The organism is Methylomonas sp. MgM2, from assembly GCF_054172045.1.
The window spans coordinates 121,695-134,905 of sequence record NZ_JBSYXO010000011.1; the positions used below are offsets into that span (position 1 = coordinate 121,695).

General features: G+C 48.0%; 20 protein-coding genes. 9 read left to right on the forward strand and 11 right to left on the reverse strand.

The features are described 5' to 3' along the window. Positions 1 to 8 precede the first annotated feature (8 nt). From ACW73I_RS10830 to moaA, 4 genes are read right to left on the reverse strand one after another with little or no spacing between them, the layout of a single operon-like run. A complete protein-coding gene (locus tag ACW73I_RS10830) occupies positions 9 to 500 on the reverse strand; it encodes a HugZ family pyridoxamine 5'-phosphate oxidase (protein ID WP_458029334.1) in 492 nt (163 codons plus the stop codon). Beyond that, complete coding sequence (locus tag ACW73I_RS10835; RefSeq protein WP_458029335.1) at positions 500 to 1,069, reverse strand: DNA-3-methyladenine glycosylase I; 570 nt, start codon at positions 1,067 to 1,069, stop codon at positions 500 to 502. The genes ACW73I_RS10830 and ACW73I_RS10835 overlap by 1 nt, the downstream gene beginning before the upstream one ends. Beyond that, positions 1,066 to 1,428, reverse strand: a complete 363-nt coding sequence (locus tag ACW73I_RS10840) for a YajD family HNH nuclease (RefSeq protein ID WP_458029336.1) — start codon at positions 1,426 to 1,428, stop codon at positions 1,066 to 1,068. Before ACW73I_RS10840 ends, ACW73I_RS10835 begins: the two co-directional genes overlap by 4 nt. Before the next feature lie 17 nt (positions 1,429 to 1,445). After that, positions 1,446 to 2,453: a GTP 3',8-cyclase MoaA gene (moaA, locus tag ACW73I_RS10845; protein ID WP_458029337.1), complete on the reverse strand. Its 1,008-nt coding sequence runs from the start codon at positions 2,451 to 2,453 to the stop codon at positions 1,446 to 1,448. A gap of 343 nt (positions 2,454 to 2,796) precedes the next feature. On the opposite strand from moaA, the gene ACW73I_RS10850 reads away from it, so the two are divergent. From ACW73I_RS10850 to ACW73I_RS10890, 9 genes are all read left to right on the forward strand, one after another. Beyond that, positions 2,797 to 3,150: a hypothetical protein gene (locus ACW73I_RS10850; protein WP_458029338.1), complete on the forward strand. Its 354-nt coding sequence runs from the start codon at positions 2,797 to 2,799 to the stop codon at positions 3,148 to 3,150. Positions 3,151 to 3,376: 226 nt separating this feature from the next. Beyond that, a complete protein-coding gene (locus ACW73I_RS10855) occupies positions 3,377 to 4,342 on the forward strand; it encodes an ABC transporter substrate-binding protein (RefSeq protein WP_458029340.1) in 966 nt (321 codons plus the stop codon). Continuing rightward, positions 4,342 to 5,100 carry an ABC transporter permease gene (locus ACW73I_RS10860; RefSeq protein WP_458029341.1) on the forward strand — a complete coding sequence of 253 codons (759 nt, stop codon included), beginning with the start codon at positions 4,342 to 4,344 and terminating at the stop codon, positions 5,098 to 5,100. The genes ACW73I_RS10855 and ACW73I_RS10860 overlap by 1 nt, the downstream gene beginning before the upstream one ends. After that, complete coding sequence (locus ACW73I_RS10865; RefSeq protein ID WP_458029342.1) at positions 5,097 to 5,840, forward strand: ABC transporter ATP-binding protein; 744 nt, start codon at positions 5,097 to 5,099, stop codon at positions 5,838 to 5,840. Before ACW73I_RS10860 ends, ACW73I_RS10865 begins: the two co-directional genes overlap by 4 nt. Position 5,841: 1 nt before the next feature. Next, entirely contained in the window at positions 5,842 to 6,402 is a 561-nt protein-coding gene (locus ACW73I_RS10870; RefSeq protein WP_458029343.1) for a YigZ family protein, read from the forward strand. A gap of 154 nt (positions 6,403 to 6,556) precedes the next feature. Beyond that, positions 6,557 to 6,718, forward strand: coding sequence for a hypothetical protein (locus ACW73I_RS10875; RefSeq protein ID WP_458029344.1), 162 nt, complete (start codon positions 6,557 to 6,559; stop codon positions 6,716 to 6,718). Positions 6,719 to 7,021: 303 nt separating this feature from the next. Further along, positions 7,022 to 7,225: a cold-shock protein gene (locus tag ACW73I_RS10880; RefSeq protein WP_458029345.1), complete on the forward strand. Its 204-nt coding sequence runs from the start codon at positions 7,022 to 7,024 to the stop codon at positions 7,223 to 7,225. Positions 7,226 to 7,356: 131 nt separating this feature from the next. Beyond that, positions 7,357 to 8,289 carry a hypothetical protein gene (locus tag ACW73I_RS10885; protein ID WP_458029346.1) on the forward strand — a complete coding sequence of 311 codons (933 nt, stop codon included), beginning with the start codon at positions 7,357 to 7,359 and terminating at the stop codon, positions 8,287 to 8,289. A 109-nt stretch (positions 8,290 to 8,398) separates the two neighbouring features. Further along, on the forward strand, positions 8,399 to 8,659 hold the full coding sequence (locus tag ACW73I_RS10890) for a hypothetical protein (RefSeq protein WP_458029347.1): 261 nt from the start codon (positions 8,399 to 8,401) through the stop codon (positions 8,657 to 8,659). Here ACW73I_RS10890 and ACW73I_RS10895 read toward each other — a convergent pair. Genes ACW73I_RS10895 through ACW73I_RS10925 form a run of 7 tightly spaced genes read right to left on the reverse strand, consistent with a single transcriptional unit; the run spans position 8,656 to position 12,986 of the window. Then, the gene (locus ACW73I_RS10895; protein WP_458029348.1) at positions 8,656 to 9,510 is read right to left on the reverse strand and encodes a radical SAM protein; all 855 of its coding nucleotides are present in this window, start codon (positions 9,508 to 9,510) and stop codon (positions 8,656 to 8,658) included. The genes ACW73I_RS10890 and ACW73I_RS10895 overlap by 4 nt on opposite strands. Positions 9,511 to 9,521: 11 nt before the next feature. Next, positions 9,522 to 10,190: an MT-A70 family methyltransferase gene (locus ACW73I_RS10900; protein WP_458029349.1), complete on the reverse strand. Its 669-nt coding sequence runs from the start codon at positions 10,188 to 10,190 to the stop codon at positions 9,522 to 9,524. A 4-nt stretch (positions 10,191 to 10,194) separates the two neighbouring features. Beyond that, a complete protein-coding gene (locus ACW73I_RS10905; protein ID WP_458029350.1) occupies positions 10,195 to 10,785 on the reverse strand; it encodes a BglII/BstYI family type II restriction endonuclease in 591 nt (196 codons plus the stop codon). After that, positions 10,785 to 11,600: a formylmethanofuran dehydrogenase subunit C gene (locus ACW73I_RS10910; RefSeq protein ID WP_458029352.1), complete on the reverse strand. Its 816-nt coding sequence runs from the start codon at positions 11,598 to 11,600 to the stop codon at positions 10,785 to 10,787. The genes ACW73I_RS10905 and ACW73I_RS10910 overlap by 1 nt, the downstream gene beginning before the upstream one ends. Next, positions 11,597 to 12,493 carry a formylmethanofuran--tetrahydromethanopterin N-formyltransferase gene (fhcD, locus tag ACW73I_RS10915; RefSeq protein ID WP_458029353.1) on the reverse strand — a complete coding sequence of 299 codons (897 nt, stop codon included), beginning with the start codon at positions 12,491 to 12,493 and terminating at the stop codon, positions 11,597 to 11,599. Before fhcD ends, ACW73I_RS10910 begins: the two co-directional genes overlap by 4 nt. A gap of 35 nt (positions 12,494 to 12,528) precedes the next feature. Further along, positions 12,529 to 12,765 carry a type II toxin-antitoxin system HicA family toxin gene (locus tag ACW73I_RS10920; RefSeq protein ID WP_458029354.1) on the reverse strand — a complete coding sequence of 79 codons (237 nt, stop codon included), beginning with the start codon at positions 12,763 to 12,765 and terminating at the stop codon, positions 12,529 to 12,531. Beyond that, positions 12,765 to 12,986 carry a type II toxin-antitoxin system HicB family antitoxin gene (locus ACW73I_RS10925; RefSeq protein WP_458029355.1) on the reverse strand — a complete coding sequence of 74 codons (222 nt, stop codon included), beginning with the start codon at positions 12,984 to 12,986 and terminating at the stop codon, positions 12,765 to 12,767. Before ACW73I_RS10925 ends, ACW73I_RS10920 begins: the two co-directional genes overlap by 1 nt. Positions 12,987 to 13,211 lie beyond the last annotated feature (225 nt).

The following is a 13,211-nucleotide window of genomic DNA, read 5'->3' on the forward strand; positions in this document are numbered from 1 at the left end:
CGCGTTAATCAATCATCGGCAGTCGGCCATTGCAATCTACCGTTTGCGTCCACCGCAAAAGCTTTGCCGAATCCCGCAACGAATTGTCCCCGATGAGGCCTTAAAGCCAGAAGATGAAAATCCGGCAGCGTCCGCAGTAGGCCGACTATTTCGCCGAACTTTTTTGCCATCGCGTTCAACTGGCGATTGTGAAGAGGATCGTTTTTGAGGATTTCCGTCGCACTGCATTCCAGCGTCAAACGCTGCCTGGCGAATGGATTGTTAGCTTCCGATTCCGCTTGAATAAATAGAATGGAAGCATGCGGGTATGTCATCAGGTTCTTTGTGTGTTTTGCCAGTTCGCTGACGAAAATATAAAAATTTTCTTCATCTCGGACGAAAGGCGCATAACTAATGTCGGGCTTGCCGTCTATAGAGCGAGTCGCCAATAACAGGGTTTGGTGACTGGCGATCAATTGATCGCATGTCGACTGCAAAATTTGACGTTCGCGTTCAGTCATCACAAAGCGTCGGCTAATTGGCTATGGCGATAGCAATTAGCGGTGTGATCGTTCACCATGCCGACCGCCTGCATATAGGCATAACAAATGGTTCTGCCGACGAAGCGGAAACCGCGCTTTTGCAAGTCTTTACTCATGCGTTCGGATTCCGGTGTGAAGGATGGGATTTGTTCGTGTGTTTGCCATGCGTTTTGTTTGGGCTTGCCGTCTACGAAGCGCCAAATATAGCCATCGAAACTGCCGAATTCTCCGCATACCTTTAAGAATGCGTTGGCATTGGCCACAGCCGCGGATATCTTCAACCTGTTGCGAACGATAGCCGGGTTGGATAGCAAGGCCTTAAGTTTAAAATCGTCGTAACATGCGATTTTTTCGGCGTCGAAGCCATCGAAAGCTTCACGATAGGCCTGGCGTTTATTTAGTATGGTGCGCCAACTTAAGCCCGCCTGAGCACCTTCCAACACCAGAAATTCAAAGAGTTTCCGGTCGTCATGTAAAGGCACGCCCCATTCGCTATCGTGATATTTTTCTTCTATCGCGCTGGCTAATGCCCATTGGCATTTGTTCATTGGTCTTTTTGCATCATCTTCTTTAAGTCGGCAAACGGATTGAAGGTTGCGACAGGGCTTCTGTTTTCCGAGTTGCCTTTACTACCGTAGCGTACTTGTTCTTCGAAACGTTGGTGCTCGTTGTCGTGACAATAAAGACACAGCAATTCCCAATTGCTGCCGTCGGGTGGATTGTTATCGTGATTGTGGTCGATATGATGTACGGTTAATTCGCTGAGGTTTTTATGGTTGAACTCGCGTGTGCAGCGGCCGCAAATCCAAGGAAATAATTTCAAGGCTTGTTCGCGATAGCCTTTTTCGCGTTCTTCTTTATAGCGCCGAGCCTCGGCGACGATATGGTAGGCTTTGTTATCGGTCATGACGTCTCCTTGGTGTTCTAGCCGCCGGTAACGCTCATGTGTCGCAGGATGATCGGCTGCTCTTGGATATTGAATTCGTGTTTTTCCGGCTTGATCTGCATCGCATCAATAATAGACCGTTTCAGCATATCCATGTTGTCGGGATGTTGTCTGATTACCGTTTTCAAATCGACCGAATGTTCGTTTCCGAGGCAGAGCAACAGCCGCCCTTCCGCGGTCAGGCGAACCCGGTTACAACTGCTACAGAAATTGGCGCTATGCGGCGAGATAAATCCCACCCGAGTGTTGCTGCCCGATACTTGAACATAATCCGCGGGTCCTCCGGTTTTATCCGGGATCGCCTTAATTCGAAAGCGTTGCTGTAAGTCTTGTTTGATCAGATGGCTGGGATAATATGCTTCAGCCCGATTGTGATGGTTTACCATTCCTAGCGGCATTTCTTCGATGAAGCTGATGTCGATGCCACGATCGACCGCAAATTGGACTAAATCGCATACTTCTCGGTGATTGCGGTTTTTCAAAATGACGGCATTGATTTTGACGCGATCAAATCCCGATGCTATTGCCGCATTGATGCCTTTGAGCACATGCTCCAGATCACCGGTACGCGTTAATACTTTAAATTTTGCCGGATCTAATGTGTCCAGGCTGATATTGACGCGCTTGACACCGGCCGCCCGAAGGTCGTCGGACATCGCCGCCAACCTAGAACCATTACTGGTCAGGACTAATTCGCTTAATCCCGGGATTTTTCCGATTTGTTGCAACAAATTTAAGGCGCCGTTACGAACCAAGGGTTCGCCGCCGGTGACGCGAATCTTGCTAACGCCTAATTCGACGAAGGCTCGACAGATAAAGTGGATTTCCTCTAAGCTCAAGATCTGCTTGCGCGGCAGAAATACCATGTCTTCGGCCATACAATACACGCAACGGAAATCGCAGCGATCGGTAATTGATACTCGCAAGTAATTGACGACGCGGCCAAATCGATCGATCAAGTTACGGGCTTGGGAAAAGTCAGTCATGGATCAGATGGAAAACTAAACCTGCAAATGTTAACACAACGCGATCTTTTAGCCTTTTAAAGCTAAAAATGTTTGCGTTGCTGTGACCGTGTTTGTCTGTTTCGGTTCATCTTGCAAAACGTTCTGCTGAACTCACCCGTTCTCATTAAAAGTGAAAAGTTTGGTATTTAATATGCTTCCAAAGTAATTGAAGCAAATCGGCGTGAATTTGGCGTTTAAATCGATTAATATGTTTCAGAATTCAATTGCTATAATTGTTCAAGAAACAAAAACGTAAAGTTAGACACGGCTGGCATTTTATTTCTTCTGAATCTTATGTAGTCGAAACAAGCGGAGAAAAATCATGAAATGGAATGATTTTTTTTGTCTGGTTAATAGCATTAAAAAACCGATCTTAACGGGTTTCGCATGTAGCTTCGTGTTGGCGGCCAATGCCGAACCGCCTCCCCCGGATGCCTTTAATAAAAAAAGCGAACTGGTTCTGACCTTGTCGGATAAATGGGTCAAATCAAATGCCAATCCATACAGCAACTTATTTAAACCAAATGGTTCGAAAAGACAGCAAGTTACTGCCGAACCCGCTCAATCAAAGCCCGCAGACATAGATTGCGGCATGGACGTTAACCCGAATGGCGGTGCAGATAGCTCACTGACCGGTCGCATCGTCGGCGAATGTAACTTCAATTATCATTATTAACGATAGTTTTAAGCATGCGCGTCGAAATCCCGCGCCGCTTTTATAGCAGTGCACTAGCGGATTGACCGTCGGCTGTTACCGCAAACTTCTCCATAGGCTTATTCAATCATGCGAAGGGAGCGAATTTTCCGATTCTCTCCTGTACCCATTCGGGTAAACATTCTCTTATCGCTGTTGTCTACGTTAAAATTGCTTTGGTTATTTTTTAATCGCTAAGAGTTCTGTGATGATTATGAAAATTTTGCTATTTCTCGGGTTCGCGTTGTTTTCCAATATGATCGTGGCTGAGAATGTTACGCCTATTCGCTTGGGGGTATTGGCATCCGGTACATTAGCCTGGGAATTGGCTGCGATGAAGAATGAAGGATTATTAAAAAACAAGGATTTTGAATTGGATTCCGTCGCCGTTGCCAATCAGCAAGCCGGTAAAGTCGCTCTGCAAGCCGGTAAGGTGGACATGATTATATCTGACTGGATCTGGACATCGGGAATGCGCGCCAACGGCAGCGATTATACCTTTTACCCTTATTCGGCTAGCGCCGGCGGATTGATGGTGCCGTCCGATAGTGATATTCATTCGTTAGCCGATTTAAGCGGTAAAAAGCTGGGTATCGCCGGCGGCGAACTGGATAAGAATTGGTTTCTGCTAAAAGCCTTAGGCCAACAACAGCGGTTGGATTTGAACAAATCAGTGGAAAAAATTTATGGGGCCCCGCCGTTGTTGAATCAGCAGCTGACTAGTCGACGGATTGATGCCTTATTGACTTATTGGCATTTTGCCGCGCAATTGGAAGCCCAGGGTTATAAGCAGTTAATGAGCGGAGAGGATATCATACGCGAACTCGGCATAAAGGAAGCGGTGCCCAGTATAGGCTACGTGTTTAAGCAGAGTTGGGCGGATCAGCATAAAGCGGCGCTACGGGAATTTTTCAAAACGGCACGCGCCGCTAAAGACAGACTGTGCGATTCTGATCTCGCGTGGGAAAAAATTATTAGCCTTACCGGAACTGATAATGCCGAAACCCAAAAACAACTAAGGGCTCGCTATTGTCGAGGCCGAGTCGCTAGCTGGGGAGAAGCTGAGCAAAAGGCCGCCGAAAAAATATATCAGTTGTTAAGCCAATTAAGAGGTAACAAATTAACTGAAAAATCCGAGCAGTTGCAGGCCGGTACCTTCTGGTCAGAAAATTAATGGGCAAGGACTGGACGCCGCATAGTCAATTATTGTCGCTGCTTTCAACACTGTTATTACTGGCTATTTGGCAAGTGGCGGCGCTGTTATTACATACGCCAACTTTGCCGACTCCTGCGCAGGTCGGCGCGGTATTTTGGCAGGCCATGCTATCCGGCGAGTTGCCGTATCACTTAGGGGTGACCTTGCTTCGGCTGCTGGCGAGCTTCTGTTTGGCCATGCTTTTTGGCTGCGCCATAGGCATTTTACTCGGCAAGAATAAAATGCTGAACGCATTTTTCGATAATTGGCTAGTCATTTTTCTCAATATCCCTGCCCTGGTTACCATTATCCTCTGTTATATCTGGTTCGGATTAGTCGAATCAGCCGCAATTCTTGCGGTCGTGATCAACAAGTTACCTAATGTCATCGTCACTATTCGTGAGGGCGCCCGGGCGCTAGACAAAGACTTGCTGGAAATGGCACAAGTTTATCGTTTCAGTAATCGTAAAACTTTTAGCCGTGTGATTTGGCCGCAACTGCATCCGTTCGTGATGGCCGCCACACGTTCAGGGCTGGCCCTGATTTGGAAAATCATTCTGGTGGTCGAATTATTGGGTCGCAGCAATGGTATGGGCTATCAATTGCACATCTATTTTCAGCTGTTTGATGTGGCTAGCTTGTTGGCTTACAGTTTTGCTTTCATTGCCGTTATTCAATTCATCGAGATTTTGATCTTAAAACCATTGGACAAGAGAACACTTAGGTGGCGGCGATGAGCGATATTCGGATCAGTATCGCCAATAAAACCTATGTATTGGAACATGATCGCAACCAGTTCCATCATGCGATTGCGGAGCTTAACTTCACCGTTCATCCGAATCAATTCGTCTGTTTAGTTGGCCCGTCCGGTTGTGGTAAAACCACATTACTAAACATGATCGCCGGATTGGACCGGTATTTCGATGGTCAAATCGACATGGGCCGCGAAGGCATAACGCCTACGATCGGGTATGTATTCCAGAATCCGCGTTTGCTTCCTTGGTATACGGTTAGACAAAATATTGAATTGGTATTAGACACACAGCCTGCTGCGACATTGATCGATAGCTTATTGGACAGCATGCAACTGCTCGATGCTCAACATCAGTATCCCGAACGGTTGTCCTTAGGCATGCAGCGGCGGGTCGCTATCATTCGGGCATTTGCGATCAATCCTGACATTTTGTTGATGGACGAACCCTTTGTGTCGTTGGATGCTCCCACGGCCCGCCAGGTCAGAAGTTTATTGTACTCGCTTTGGGAGAAACGGCCTCATACGGTGCTGTTCGTTACGCACGACTTACGCGAGGCGATTGCGTTGGCCGATCGCTTGATTTTCTTATCGGCTTCGCCGATGCGAATACTCAGTGACATTGAGGTCGATATTGCTCGCGATAATCGCCGAGATGAAAACCATATTGAAGGCTTCCGGGAGCAGTTGCTGCAAAACCACCCGGAAATCAGTGGATTGTTATAAGGTGAAAATTGTCGTCAAACGCAGCGAATGCGAAGAAATTATCAAGAAATCGCGCTTTATCGGCCTCATCAGTCCTTGTCAATCGGAACGCGAGGCTAGGCAGTTGTTAAAGGACTTGCACGACCAGCATCCCGGTGCCAGCCATATAGTCTATGCCTATCGGATTCAATCGCCGGATGGATTAGTTTGCCGGTTTTACGATGCGGGTGAGCCCGGCGGTACGGCCGGCAAGCCGATTTTTCAACACCTGGAAGGCAAGCAACTGATCAATTCGATCGTCGTAGTCATTCGTTATTTCGGAGGCATTAAGCTGGGTGCAGGCGGCCTGACCCGTGCTTACAGTAATGTCGCCAAGCTGGCCATAGAAACGGCGGAGATCATCGATTACATAGAGATGGCCGGGTTGACTTTAACGCTAGATTACGGCGAACTGCAACTGCTGGATTATCAATTAAAAAAGCTGGACGGCAAGATCGTTCAGCAGGACTTCGCCGAACAGGTTCGGGTTGAGATCAAGATTCCGAAAAAAAACCTCGATGCATTGATTTCGGCCGTGAAATAGTTTGTATCGTACTAAAAGGCCATGACGATTTCGTGAAGAATTGTTTTTTATTAGAAAACAATCAATGTATTTTTACATGTATTGTAAATAATAAAATAGCCGTTATAGTTAAGTCGTCTTCATTGAATTGACTGAAATCAGTCCGGGAGTAGACATGAACAAATCTAGCAATCTATACAAAGACATTCTTACTGGCATATTTTTCACATCAGGCGTTTTTGGCTTCATGTCAGGCGAGTTTATCCTCTCTACCATGTTATTCGGAGCGGCGACCATCTCTAGCAATTTAGATTTTGCCCGCTCGTTAAAAGCCTAAACGTTGCATTTTCTCGGTGGATTAGGGAGGATCCAAGCCTATTTGTCATCATAGCCTTCCGTTATTTCCCAGATAGCGGGAGGCTTAACTTTGCGCAAATGATTTATATTGAAGAATTAAAGACTTGATAGGTGTTAATTGAAGGACGTGACTAATAATCGAATATATAGCCTTCATAAATAAATCAAAGTACAATTGCGCAGCTCAGATAAAAATGTTGAATGTCGCCTGGACCGAATCGGAATGGGTTCTCAATATTGTTTTTCTGCGTGACTATTAGTTTTAATTTGTAGGAGTTTTAAGATGGCAACAGGCACAGTCAAATGGTTCAACAATACCAAAGGTTTTGGTTTTATAGAACCTTCCGAAGGTAATGAAGATGTTTTCGTTCATCATTCGGTGATTTTAGGAGAAGGGTTTAAAACGTTATCTCCTGGTCAAGCCGTTGAATTTGATATTGAGACCGGCCCAAAAGGATTGACCGCGGCCAACGTTCAGCCGAAATAATCTTATTAAGGTTTCGCAGATCAAGGCCCTTGCTATGCAAGGGCTTTTTTTTGTCTGCAATAAAAAGGGGGCGATTTACATAATGGGAACGTTATAATCAAATTTCTTTCACACTACTTTAAATTTCGGTCATGGCTCGCGAATTTTCAGCGTTAAAAGATTTGGATGTGCCGGTTAAGGTGCTTTTTTCGGGTTATCTGACTACCGTAGCGGTCGGATATATGATGGCTTTGATTCAGATATTATTTACTCATGGGATGGCCGACGGTAAGTTCGGTTTATCCATCGACGACATTGTTTACAGTTACTACGGTAACCGGTCGGGTACAGTGCTGGAAACTAAACTCAATGGTTCTATGAAGGACAAGGCATCAGAGCAGGAACGCTTCGTCATCATACAATGGGTCAGAGATGGTGCCGACCAGGATGAATATGCGGAATCGGGCGCTGAAAAGGTGATTCAGGAACGTTGCGTGATGTGTCATGGTAAAGGTGCATCTTTGCCGGATTTCACCAACTTCAAAGTCTTAAAAGAATTGACCCAGCAAGATGAGGGCGCAACCTTCGGTTCGTTGACGCGGGTGTCGCACATTCATTTGTTCGGCATCAGCTTTATCTTTATGTTTGTTGGTTTAATATTTAGTTTTGCGGAAACCAGCACAGTGAAATATAAATCGATTGCAATCGGCATGCCTTATCTATTCTTGCTGGTGGACATTTTGTCGTGGTGGCTGACCAAACTACATCCGATGTTTGCGATTTTAGTCGTCTTTGCCGGCGCCGGCATGGCGATCGCTTTTGCTTTTATGTGGACCGTTTCAGTTTTGGAAATGTGGGCGTTCGACAAAGTCTTTTTGGATGCAAACGGACAGCCGAGACCGCAATTGAGCAAAGTCGTCGAAGCCAAATTGCACCAAATGGGGTGTGACGACGTGGCGTCAACCGGCAAGCAGCTCTGCTGCGTGACTAAATCCTTTGCCATGCGTCTCTGGGAGGCCTGGCTGGAGCGCGGATGGCCTTGGTTTAAACAACAATTGAATAAATTGTCATCTGGGAAAAGTTGATCGACAATGTGATCGACTGGCCAAATCTCGTAAGTTTTGATTCAATTATGATCGGATTAGCCGATAGAATAAATCGTTACGGCTAGAATCAATATTCGGGAGGTGCGATATGAATGTCAGTCCAACATCCAGCGGCGTTGCCGCGATCAATCTGGCCCAAAACAAAGTGGCAGAGGCCGCGCAAGCCATCGCTCAAGTGCCTTCACAGCAGCTGGAGCAAGGAGTCAAAGGGCCGGGCGATCTGAAATCGACCGATTACGTGCGGCCGTTGACGAGCTTGATCGAAGCCGAGTCGCAAGCCAAGGCCGGAACGAAAGTGCTTAAGGCCGAAAAGGAAATGATCGGTTCGCTTTTTGATGCCACGGCTTAAATATTGGCGCTGACATCATAGCCCAGCGCCGTGATGTCAGCAGCAAATGCATTCATCTCATCTATCGTTATTTTTTCCAAATACTCCGCTTCGGGCTGAAACGATTGCCTGGCAATGCCGTACAACATAATCTGCTGAATCTTGACTTGTCTATCCGACAGGTCTTTTAACAGTCGCAAATAAGCCTGTTTTTCCGCATCCGACCAAGCTTGATCTTGATAATGCAACATGCAGGTTTGTAGCTTAGTCGGACACAATCGAGCTGCAATTTCTAAGTTCTGCAATAACTGTCTTTGACTCTGAACGTTGTTATTAATCAGTCTGCGTCCCTGGTCCGTGGCGCTGTCCAGCTTGAACCAGATCTCTCCGCCATATTCAGCCAATACCTTTAAGCCGGTCTGTACGTCAGCGTGATGCATCAAGCTGCCGTTTGTGATCAGTACGAAGTGGCTGTGAGGAAATAGGCCGGACTCGGAGGCGATTTTGCCGATTAGAGCTATTGCACGGTCGAAGAACTTAAGGCTAGTCGGCTCGCCATTACCCGATATCGCAATGTCTTTAATGATGCGTTGATCGGCCGTAACGTTGAATTGTTCGAAAAAATCGCCGTGTTGAACAAAATCCAGGAAGAAACGCAGTTCGTCTTCCAATAAGGCGAAATCCATATCCGGTGCGTTTCCTCGCTGCAACTCCGGCACCTGGCAATAGATGCACCTCCAATTGCAAGCATTGTTAGGATTGAAATTGACACCTATCGACAAGCCGCCGGCCCGGCGCGAGATGACGGGATAAACATATTTCAGGCCGGCGATGTCGCGGTCGTGGTTAGCGGTTGTGAGCCGGTTGGACATGCGCAAATTAGCTAAAACAAAGATAACTGGTCGCTTTCGTCGTTTTTTGCTTGAGAATGATTGTTGTAGGTATCCCACGTAGGGACATAATCGTCTGCTTGATTACCCCAGCAGCTCCAATTAGGACGATTGCCTCGGGCGAACATTTCAAGATACGGGCCTGGGCTGCAGGACTCGATCAGCTTATACTGCTCGTCCGGCTTACGGCTATGTTCTCTTTTTTGACTGGAAATAATGTTTTCCTGACTCCTGCCCGGTGGCAGCGTCCTGGCATTTTTACCCCGTACACCGAATAAAATCATTTCGGTGACGTTTCTGAAATAAAATCCAACTCCGCGTCTGTCCGGTCCGCCATCTTTGCGAATTTTGTACCATATTAGATTGGTTTTGTATGTGAATCCCCAGTTATTCATCACTTGCAGACCTTCTGCTAATAGAGCGTTAGGCACCCACAGGTAAAGGTGAGCGGTTGCAGTTGTCGCACTGTCAACAGGAATGTTCTTGATTTCGTCGAGCGTCAAAGTCGGATATCGTGCCAATCGTTTATGTTCTGGAGCCATTTTCCCTGTGCGATTTTGAAACTGCCAAGGTGGGTCGGCCAGAATCGTGGAGAATTTTTGATCGGAACTAAATTGGAGAAAGTCTTCAGCCGCTGAAAGCTGTTGTATATTGTCGGCCATAAAATTAAGCCTCCTCAATCAGCTTGGTGGTTATACCGAATACTAACACAGGACAGCCACCATTACGCCCGGCATTCAGCCTGGGTAACAACTTACCCATTTGCGTTGTGCTGGCGCCATATTTACTATAAATACCGAGCGCCTTAAACCAAGGGTCGAGATCGTTACTGCGAGTTGCCAGAATGCCGACACTGATTTTATCGTATTCGAAAAAAGCACGAAAAGCGTAAAGATCGCGATCGTAAGTTTGATCTTTGCTGTTCCATTCCAAATCGAAAGCGACTCTTCCTTTTAGGTAGTCAACGTAATGGCTGTCATGGGCAAATTCGTGATCGTCAACCAAGACTTTAGCATTCAGCTTTTTTTCTGCCCAACCCATTGGACGTAATATATCTGAAAAACGCTTGGGAATAGCGCTTTCGCTGCCGCCGGGGTCGCGCACGTTTTGGTCGGTAAGCCTGAATGCTCTCAATGCAGAACAAATTTCCGCAAATTCGGTTGGAAATTCGTTTTTGAGAATCGCGGAGGCAGGCCGATAGTCGTGTATTTCGTATAGACTCGTAATGTCTTCTGGAATATATGCCTGCCAAACCATCAGATTTTGACCAAAACCTCGCCACGCCCGGTTTCGGCCATGTCGCCGCCGTAACGGCGCACACGGTTGAACGCGATGCTGGCGTCGGCGAATTTCGAATTCAGGGTCTTGAACGAGGCGAACAGCATCGGTAAAAAGGCCAAGGTATGCGAGCCGCAGTCGTTGAAGGTTGCCGGTAACCGCGGCTGATTCCACAATAACAATGTGCCGCGGCGCATGGCATAACCGGCGTAGCGTCCGACCGTACCCATCACGGCAATCGTGCCGGCTACCATACGCGAGCCGCAGTAATCGCCGGCGTTGCCTTCGATCAGTATCTGACCGCGGCGCATGTGGTCGCCGGCGCGTTGGCCGACGTTGCCTTTGACCAATACGGTGCCGCCCTTCATGCCTTGCTTGTTGCCGGGCAGCGCGCCACCCAGGAAATCGCCGGCATCGCCATCGATTTGAATCAAGCCGTTTTTCATTTCGCAGGCCGCATATAAACCGACATCACCACTAACACAGATGCAGCCCGCTTTCATCTGCATGCCTAGATAGGCACCGGCATTGCCTTGAACGCTGATGCTACCGCCGTCCAGTTCCTTGCCGATGTTGTCCAATTTGTCGGTGCTGCCGGCAAATATAAGCTCCTGCGTGTCGCTGCCGGTGATGTAAAACAATTGGTCGACGCGTAATTGGCTTTTGCCGCACTGCAATTCGATGGCGGCGATCCGGTCCACGCTCATGCCTTCGAGTTTTTGACAGACCAGCGGCGACATGTCGACACGTTGCGCCGGCGGCGTTTCGATCAGTGTGAATGTCAACGTGGTCATGCCATGATCTCCTGTAAATGAAAGTGGAATGGTCCGAGTTTGCCGCCGTAGTTACCGGCGCTGATGCGTTTGATGCCGCCCGCCGCGCCCAAATCGCAAACCGCCTGGATGCCGACCCGCATCGCCTTGTCGATGTCTTCTTTGCTCAAGCCATCGATGACGATCTCCATGACCGACTCGATTTCCGGGGACAAGTCGGTCTTGGTAACGCCTTTTAAAGTAGGACAGAACGCATCGTTAGTCGATGCACCGAGGGCTTTGTATTTGGAGCCGACTTTCGATCCGGAGCGAACGACGCCGCCGGGGAAGGGCATGATCACGTTAGGGATTTTTTTCATCGCCTCTATCGCCGCTTCGCAGGCCGCCAAGGCTTGGGGTTGCGATTCGGCCAATACCAAGAAGTTACCGCCGCCGACGGCATCGACCATGCCGGTGGTGGCTTCGGCCAGGAATTCGCCGTCCATGACCGGCACCCGCCAGTAGCGCTTGCCGCCGATTTTTTTGGAAATCTGGAAGCCGTCGCCGAAATAGCGCAGGTTTTTGCCCAGCGGAATCGGCTTGCCGCCGTCGATGCCGGCGAATAGCGCCGAGGTCGGCGAAGTCAAAACGCACTGGCCGGCACGGGTTTCCAATTGCTTGGCGAGGCCCTTGCCGCCCATCGCGTAAATCATGATCGCTACGCCGGGGCGGCCATCCGGGGTTTCTTCGGGGCTCAACACCCGTTCGATTCCTGCCTCGCAGCCGCAGGCAATCACCGAAGTGGCAAAGCCGGTCATCGCTTGAGCGGAAATCATCGCCCACTTCTCGTTTTGGGCGGTGATGATGGCCCGCGTCGCCTTCATCGGAAAGGCTTCGGCGAAGGTTTTGTCTATGGTTACGCCGTTAATAATCATGGTTGCTACTCATGGTTCAATGTTCCTTGTCTAACTCAGCGGTTTTTGCTGCGTTGTAAAAATAATTCTGGCTCAATATCGGCTTGCTCGAGTATGGCTCTTAAAGTGCCTTCGGGCATATCGCCAGGGTGGTTGGGTATAGTCGTAAAACGGTTGGTTTCGGGATTGAACCAGATTTCATGACTGCCTGCCGCTTGCCGGTAAAATTCAAATCCCATTTCCTTAAGCCGCTTGATGATTTCACGATACTTAAAGCCCGCCAAAGCACCCATTACAACGCCACAATCAGCGGATAATCGAACGACTTGTTAGCTACCGGCAATTGCGGTGGTTGAGTCTGAGCTTCAATCAATTTTTTTGCCACATCTCGGGCAATTTCAACCGTTTCGGCAATCGTACGCCCTTGTGCGATTAATCCCTGAATATCGTCACTGGTCGCCAAATAAACTCCTTCCGGAAGATATTCAATATGAAGTTTCAATAGGTGTTCCATGATTCGCTCTCAGAGTTAAATTAACAAGAAGTAATCAAGCTGCTTCCAATATTCGGGAAGTCATTCCAAACCTCGTCTTTCTGACTAGTTCACGTAGCTCCGATTAGCGATAGCGTAATCGGAGGAATGTTGCATGCCATATCGTACGATTACGCTTCGCTTTCATGCCCAGTAGGGTAAATCGTACCTACATTTTCGCCCAAATTTCTAAGCCACACCCCGCAA

Bases quoted from the DNA above. Each gene is read 5' to 3' on its own strand.
- ACW73I_RS10830 (WP_458029334.1), bottom strand. From the start codon at position 500: ATGACTGAACGCGAACGTCAAATTTTGCAGTCGACATGCGATCAATTG.
- ACW73I_RS10835 (WP_458029335.1), bottom strand. From the start codon at position 1,069: ATGAACAAATGCCAATGGGCATTAGCCAGCGCGATAGAAGAAAAATAT.
- ACW73I_RS10840 (WP_458029336.1), bottom strand. From the start codon at position 1,428: ATGACCGATAACAAAGCCTACCATATCGTCGCCGAGGCTCGGCGCTAT.
- moaA (WP_458029337.1), bottom strand. From the start codon at position 2,453: ATGACTGACTTTTCCCAAGCCCGTAACTTGATCGATCGATTTGGCCGC.
- ACW73I_RS10850 (WP_458029338.1), top strand. From the start codon at position 2,797: ATGAAATGGAATGATTTTTTTTGTCTGGTTAATAGCATTAAAAAACCG.
- ACW73I_RS10855 (WP_458029340.1), top strand. From the start codon at position 3,377: ATGATTATGAAAATTTTGCTATTTCTCGGGTTCGCGTTGTTTTCCAAT.
- ACW73I_RS10860 (WP_458029341.1), top strand. From the start codon at position 4,342: ATGGGCAAGGACTGGACGCCGCATAGTCAATTATTGTCGCTGCTTTCA.
- ACW73I_RS10865 (WP_458029342.1), top strand. From the start codon at position 5,097: ATGAGCGATATTCGGATCAGTATCGCCAATAAAACCTATGTATTGGAA.
- ACW73I_RS10875 (WP_458029344.1), top strand. From the start codon at position 6,557: ATGAACAAATCTAGCAATCTATACAAAGACATTCTTACTGGCATATTT.
- ACW73I_RS10880 (WP_458029345.1), top strand. From the start codon at position 7,022: ATGGCAACAGGCACAGTCAAATGGTTCAACAATACCAAAGGTTTTGGT.
- ACW73I_RS10885 (WP_458029346.1), top strand. From the start codon at position 7,357: ATGGCTCGCGAATTTTCAGCGTTAAAAGATTTGGATGTGCCGGTTAAG.
- ACW73I_RS10890 (WP_458029347.1), top strand. From the start codon at position 8,399: ATGAATGTCAGTCCAACATCCAGCGGCGTTGCCGCGATCAATCTGGCC.
- ACW73I_RS10895 (WP_458029348.1), bottom strand. From the start codon at position 9,510: ATGTCCAACCGGCTCACAACCGCTAACCACGACCGCGACATCGCCGGC.
- ACW73I_RS10900 (WP_458029349.1), bottom strand. From the start codon at position 10,190: ATGGCCGACAATATACAACAGCTTTCAGCGGCTGAAGACTTTCTCCAA.
- ACW73I_RS10905 (WP_458029350.1), bottom strand. From the start codon at position 10,785: ATGGTTTGGCAGGCATATATTCCAGAAGACATTACGAGTCTATACGAA.
- ACW73I_RS10910 (WP_458029352.1), bottom strand. From the start codon at position 11,600: ATGACCACGTTGACATTCACACTGATCGAAACGCCGCCGGCGCAACGT.
- fhcD (WP_458029353.1), bottom strand. From the start codon at position 12,493: ATGATTATTAACGGCGTAACCATAGACAAAACCTTCGCCGAAGCCTTT.
- ACW73I_RS10920 (WP_458029354.1), bottom strand. From the start codon at position 12,765: ATGGGTGCTTTGGCGGGCTTTAAGTATCGTGAAATCATCAAGCGGCTT.
- ACW73I_RS10925 (WP_458029355.1), bottom strand. From the start codon at position 12,986: ATGGAACACCTATTGAAACTTCATATTGAATATCTTCCGGAAGGAGTT.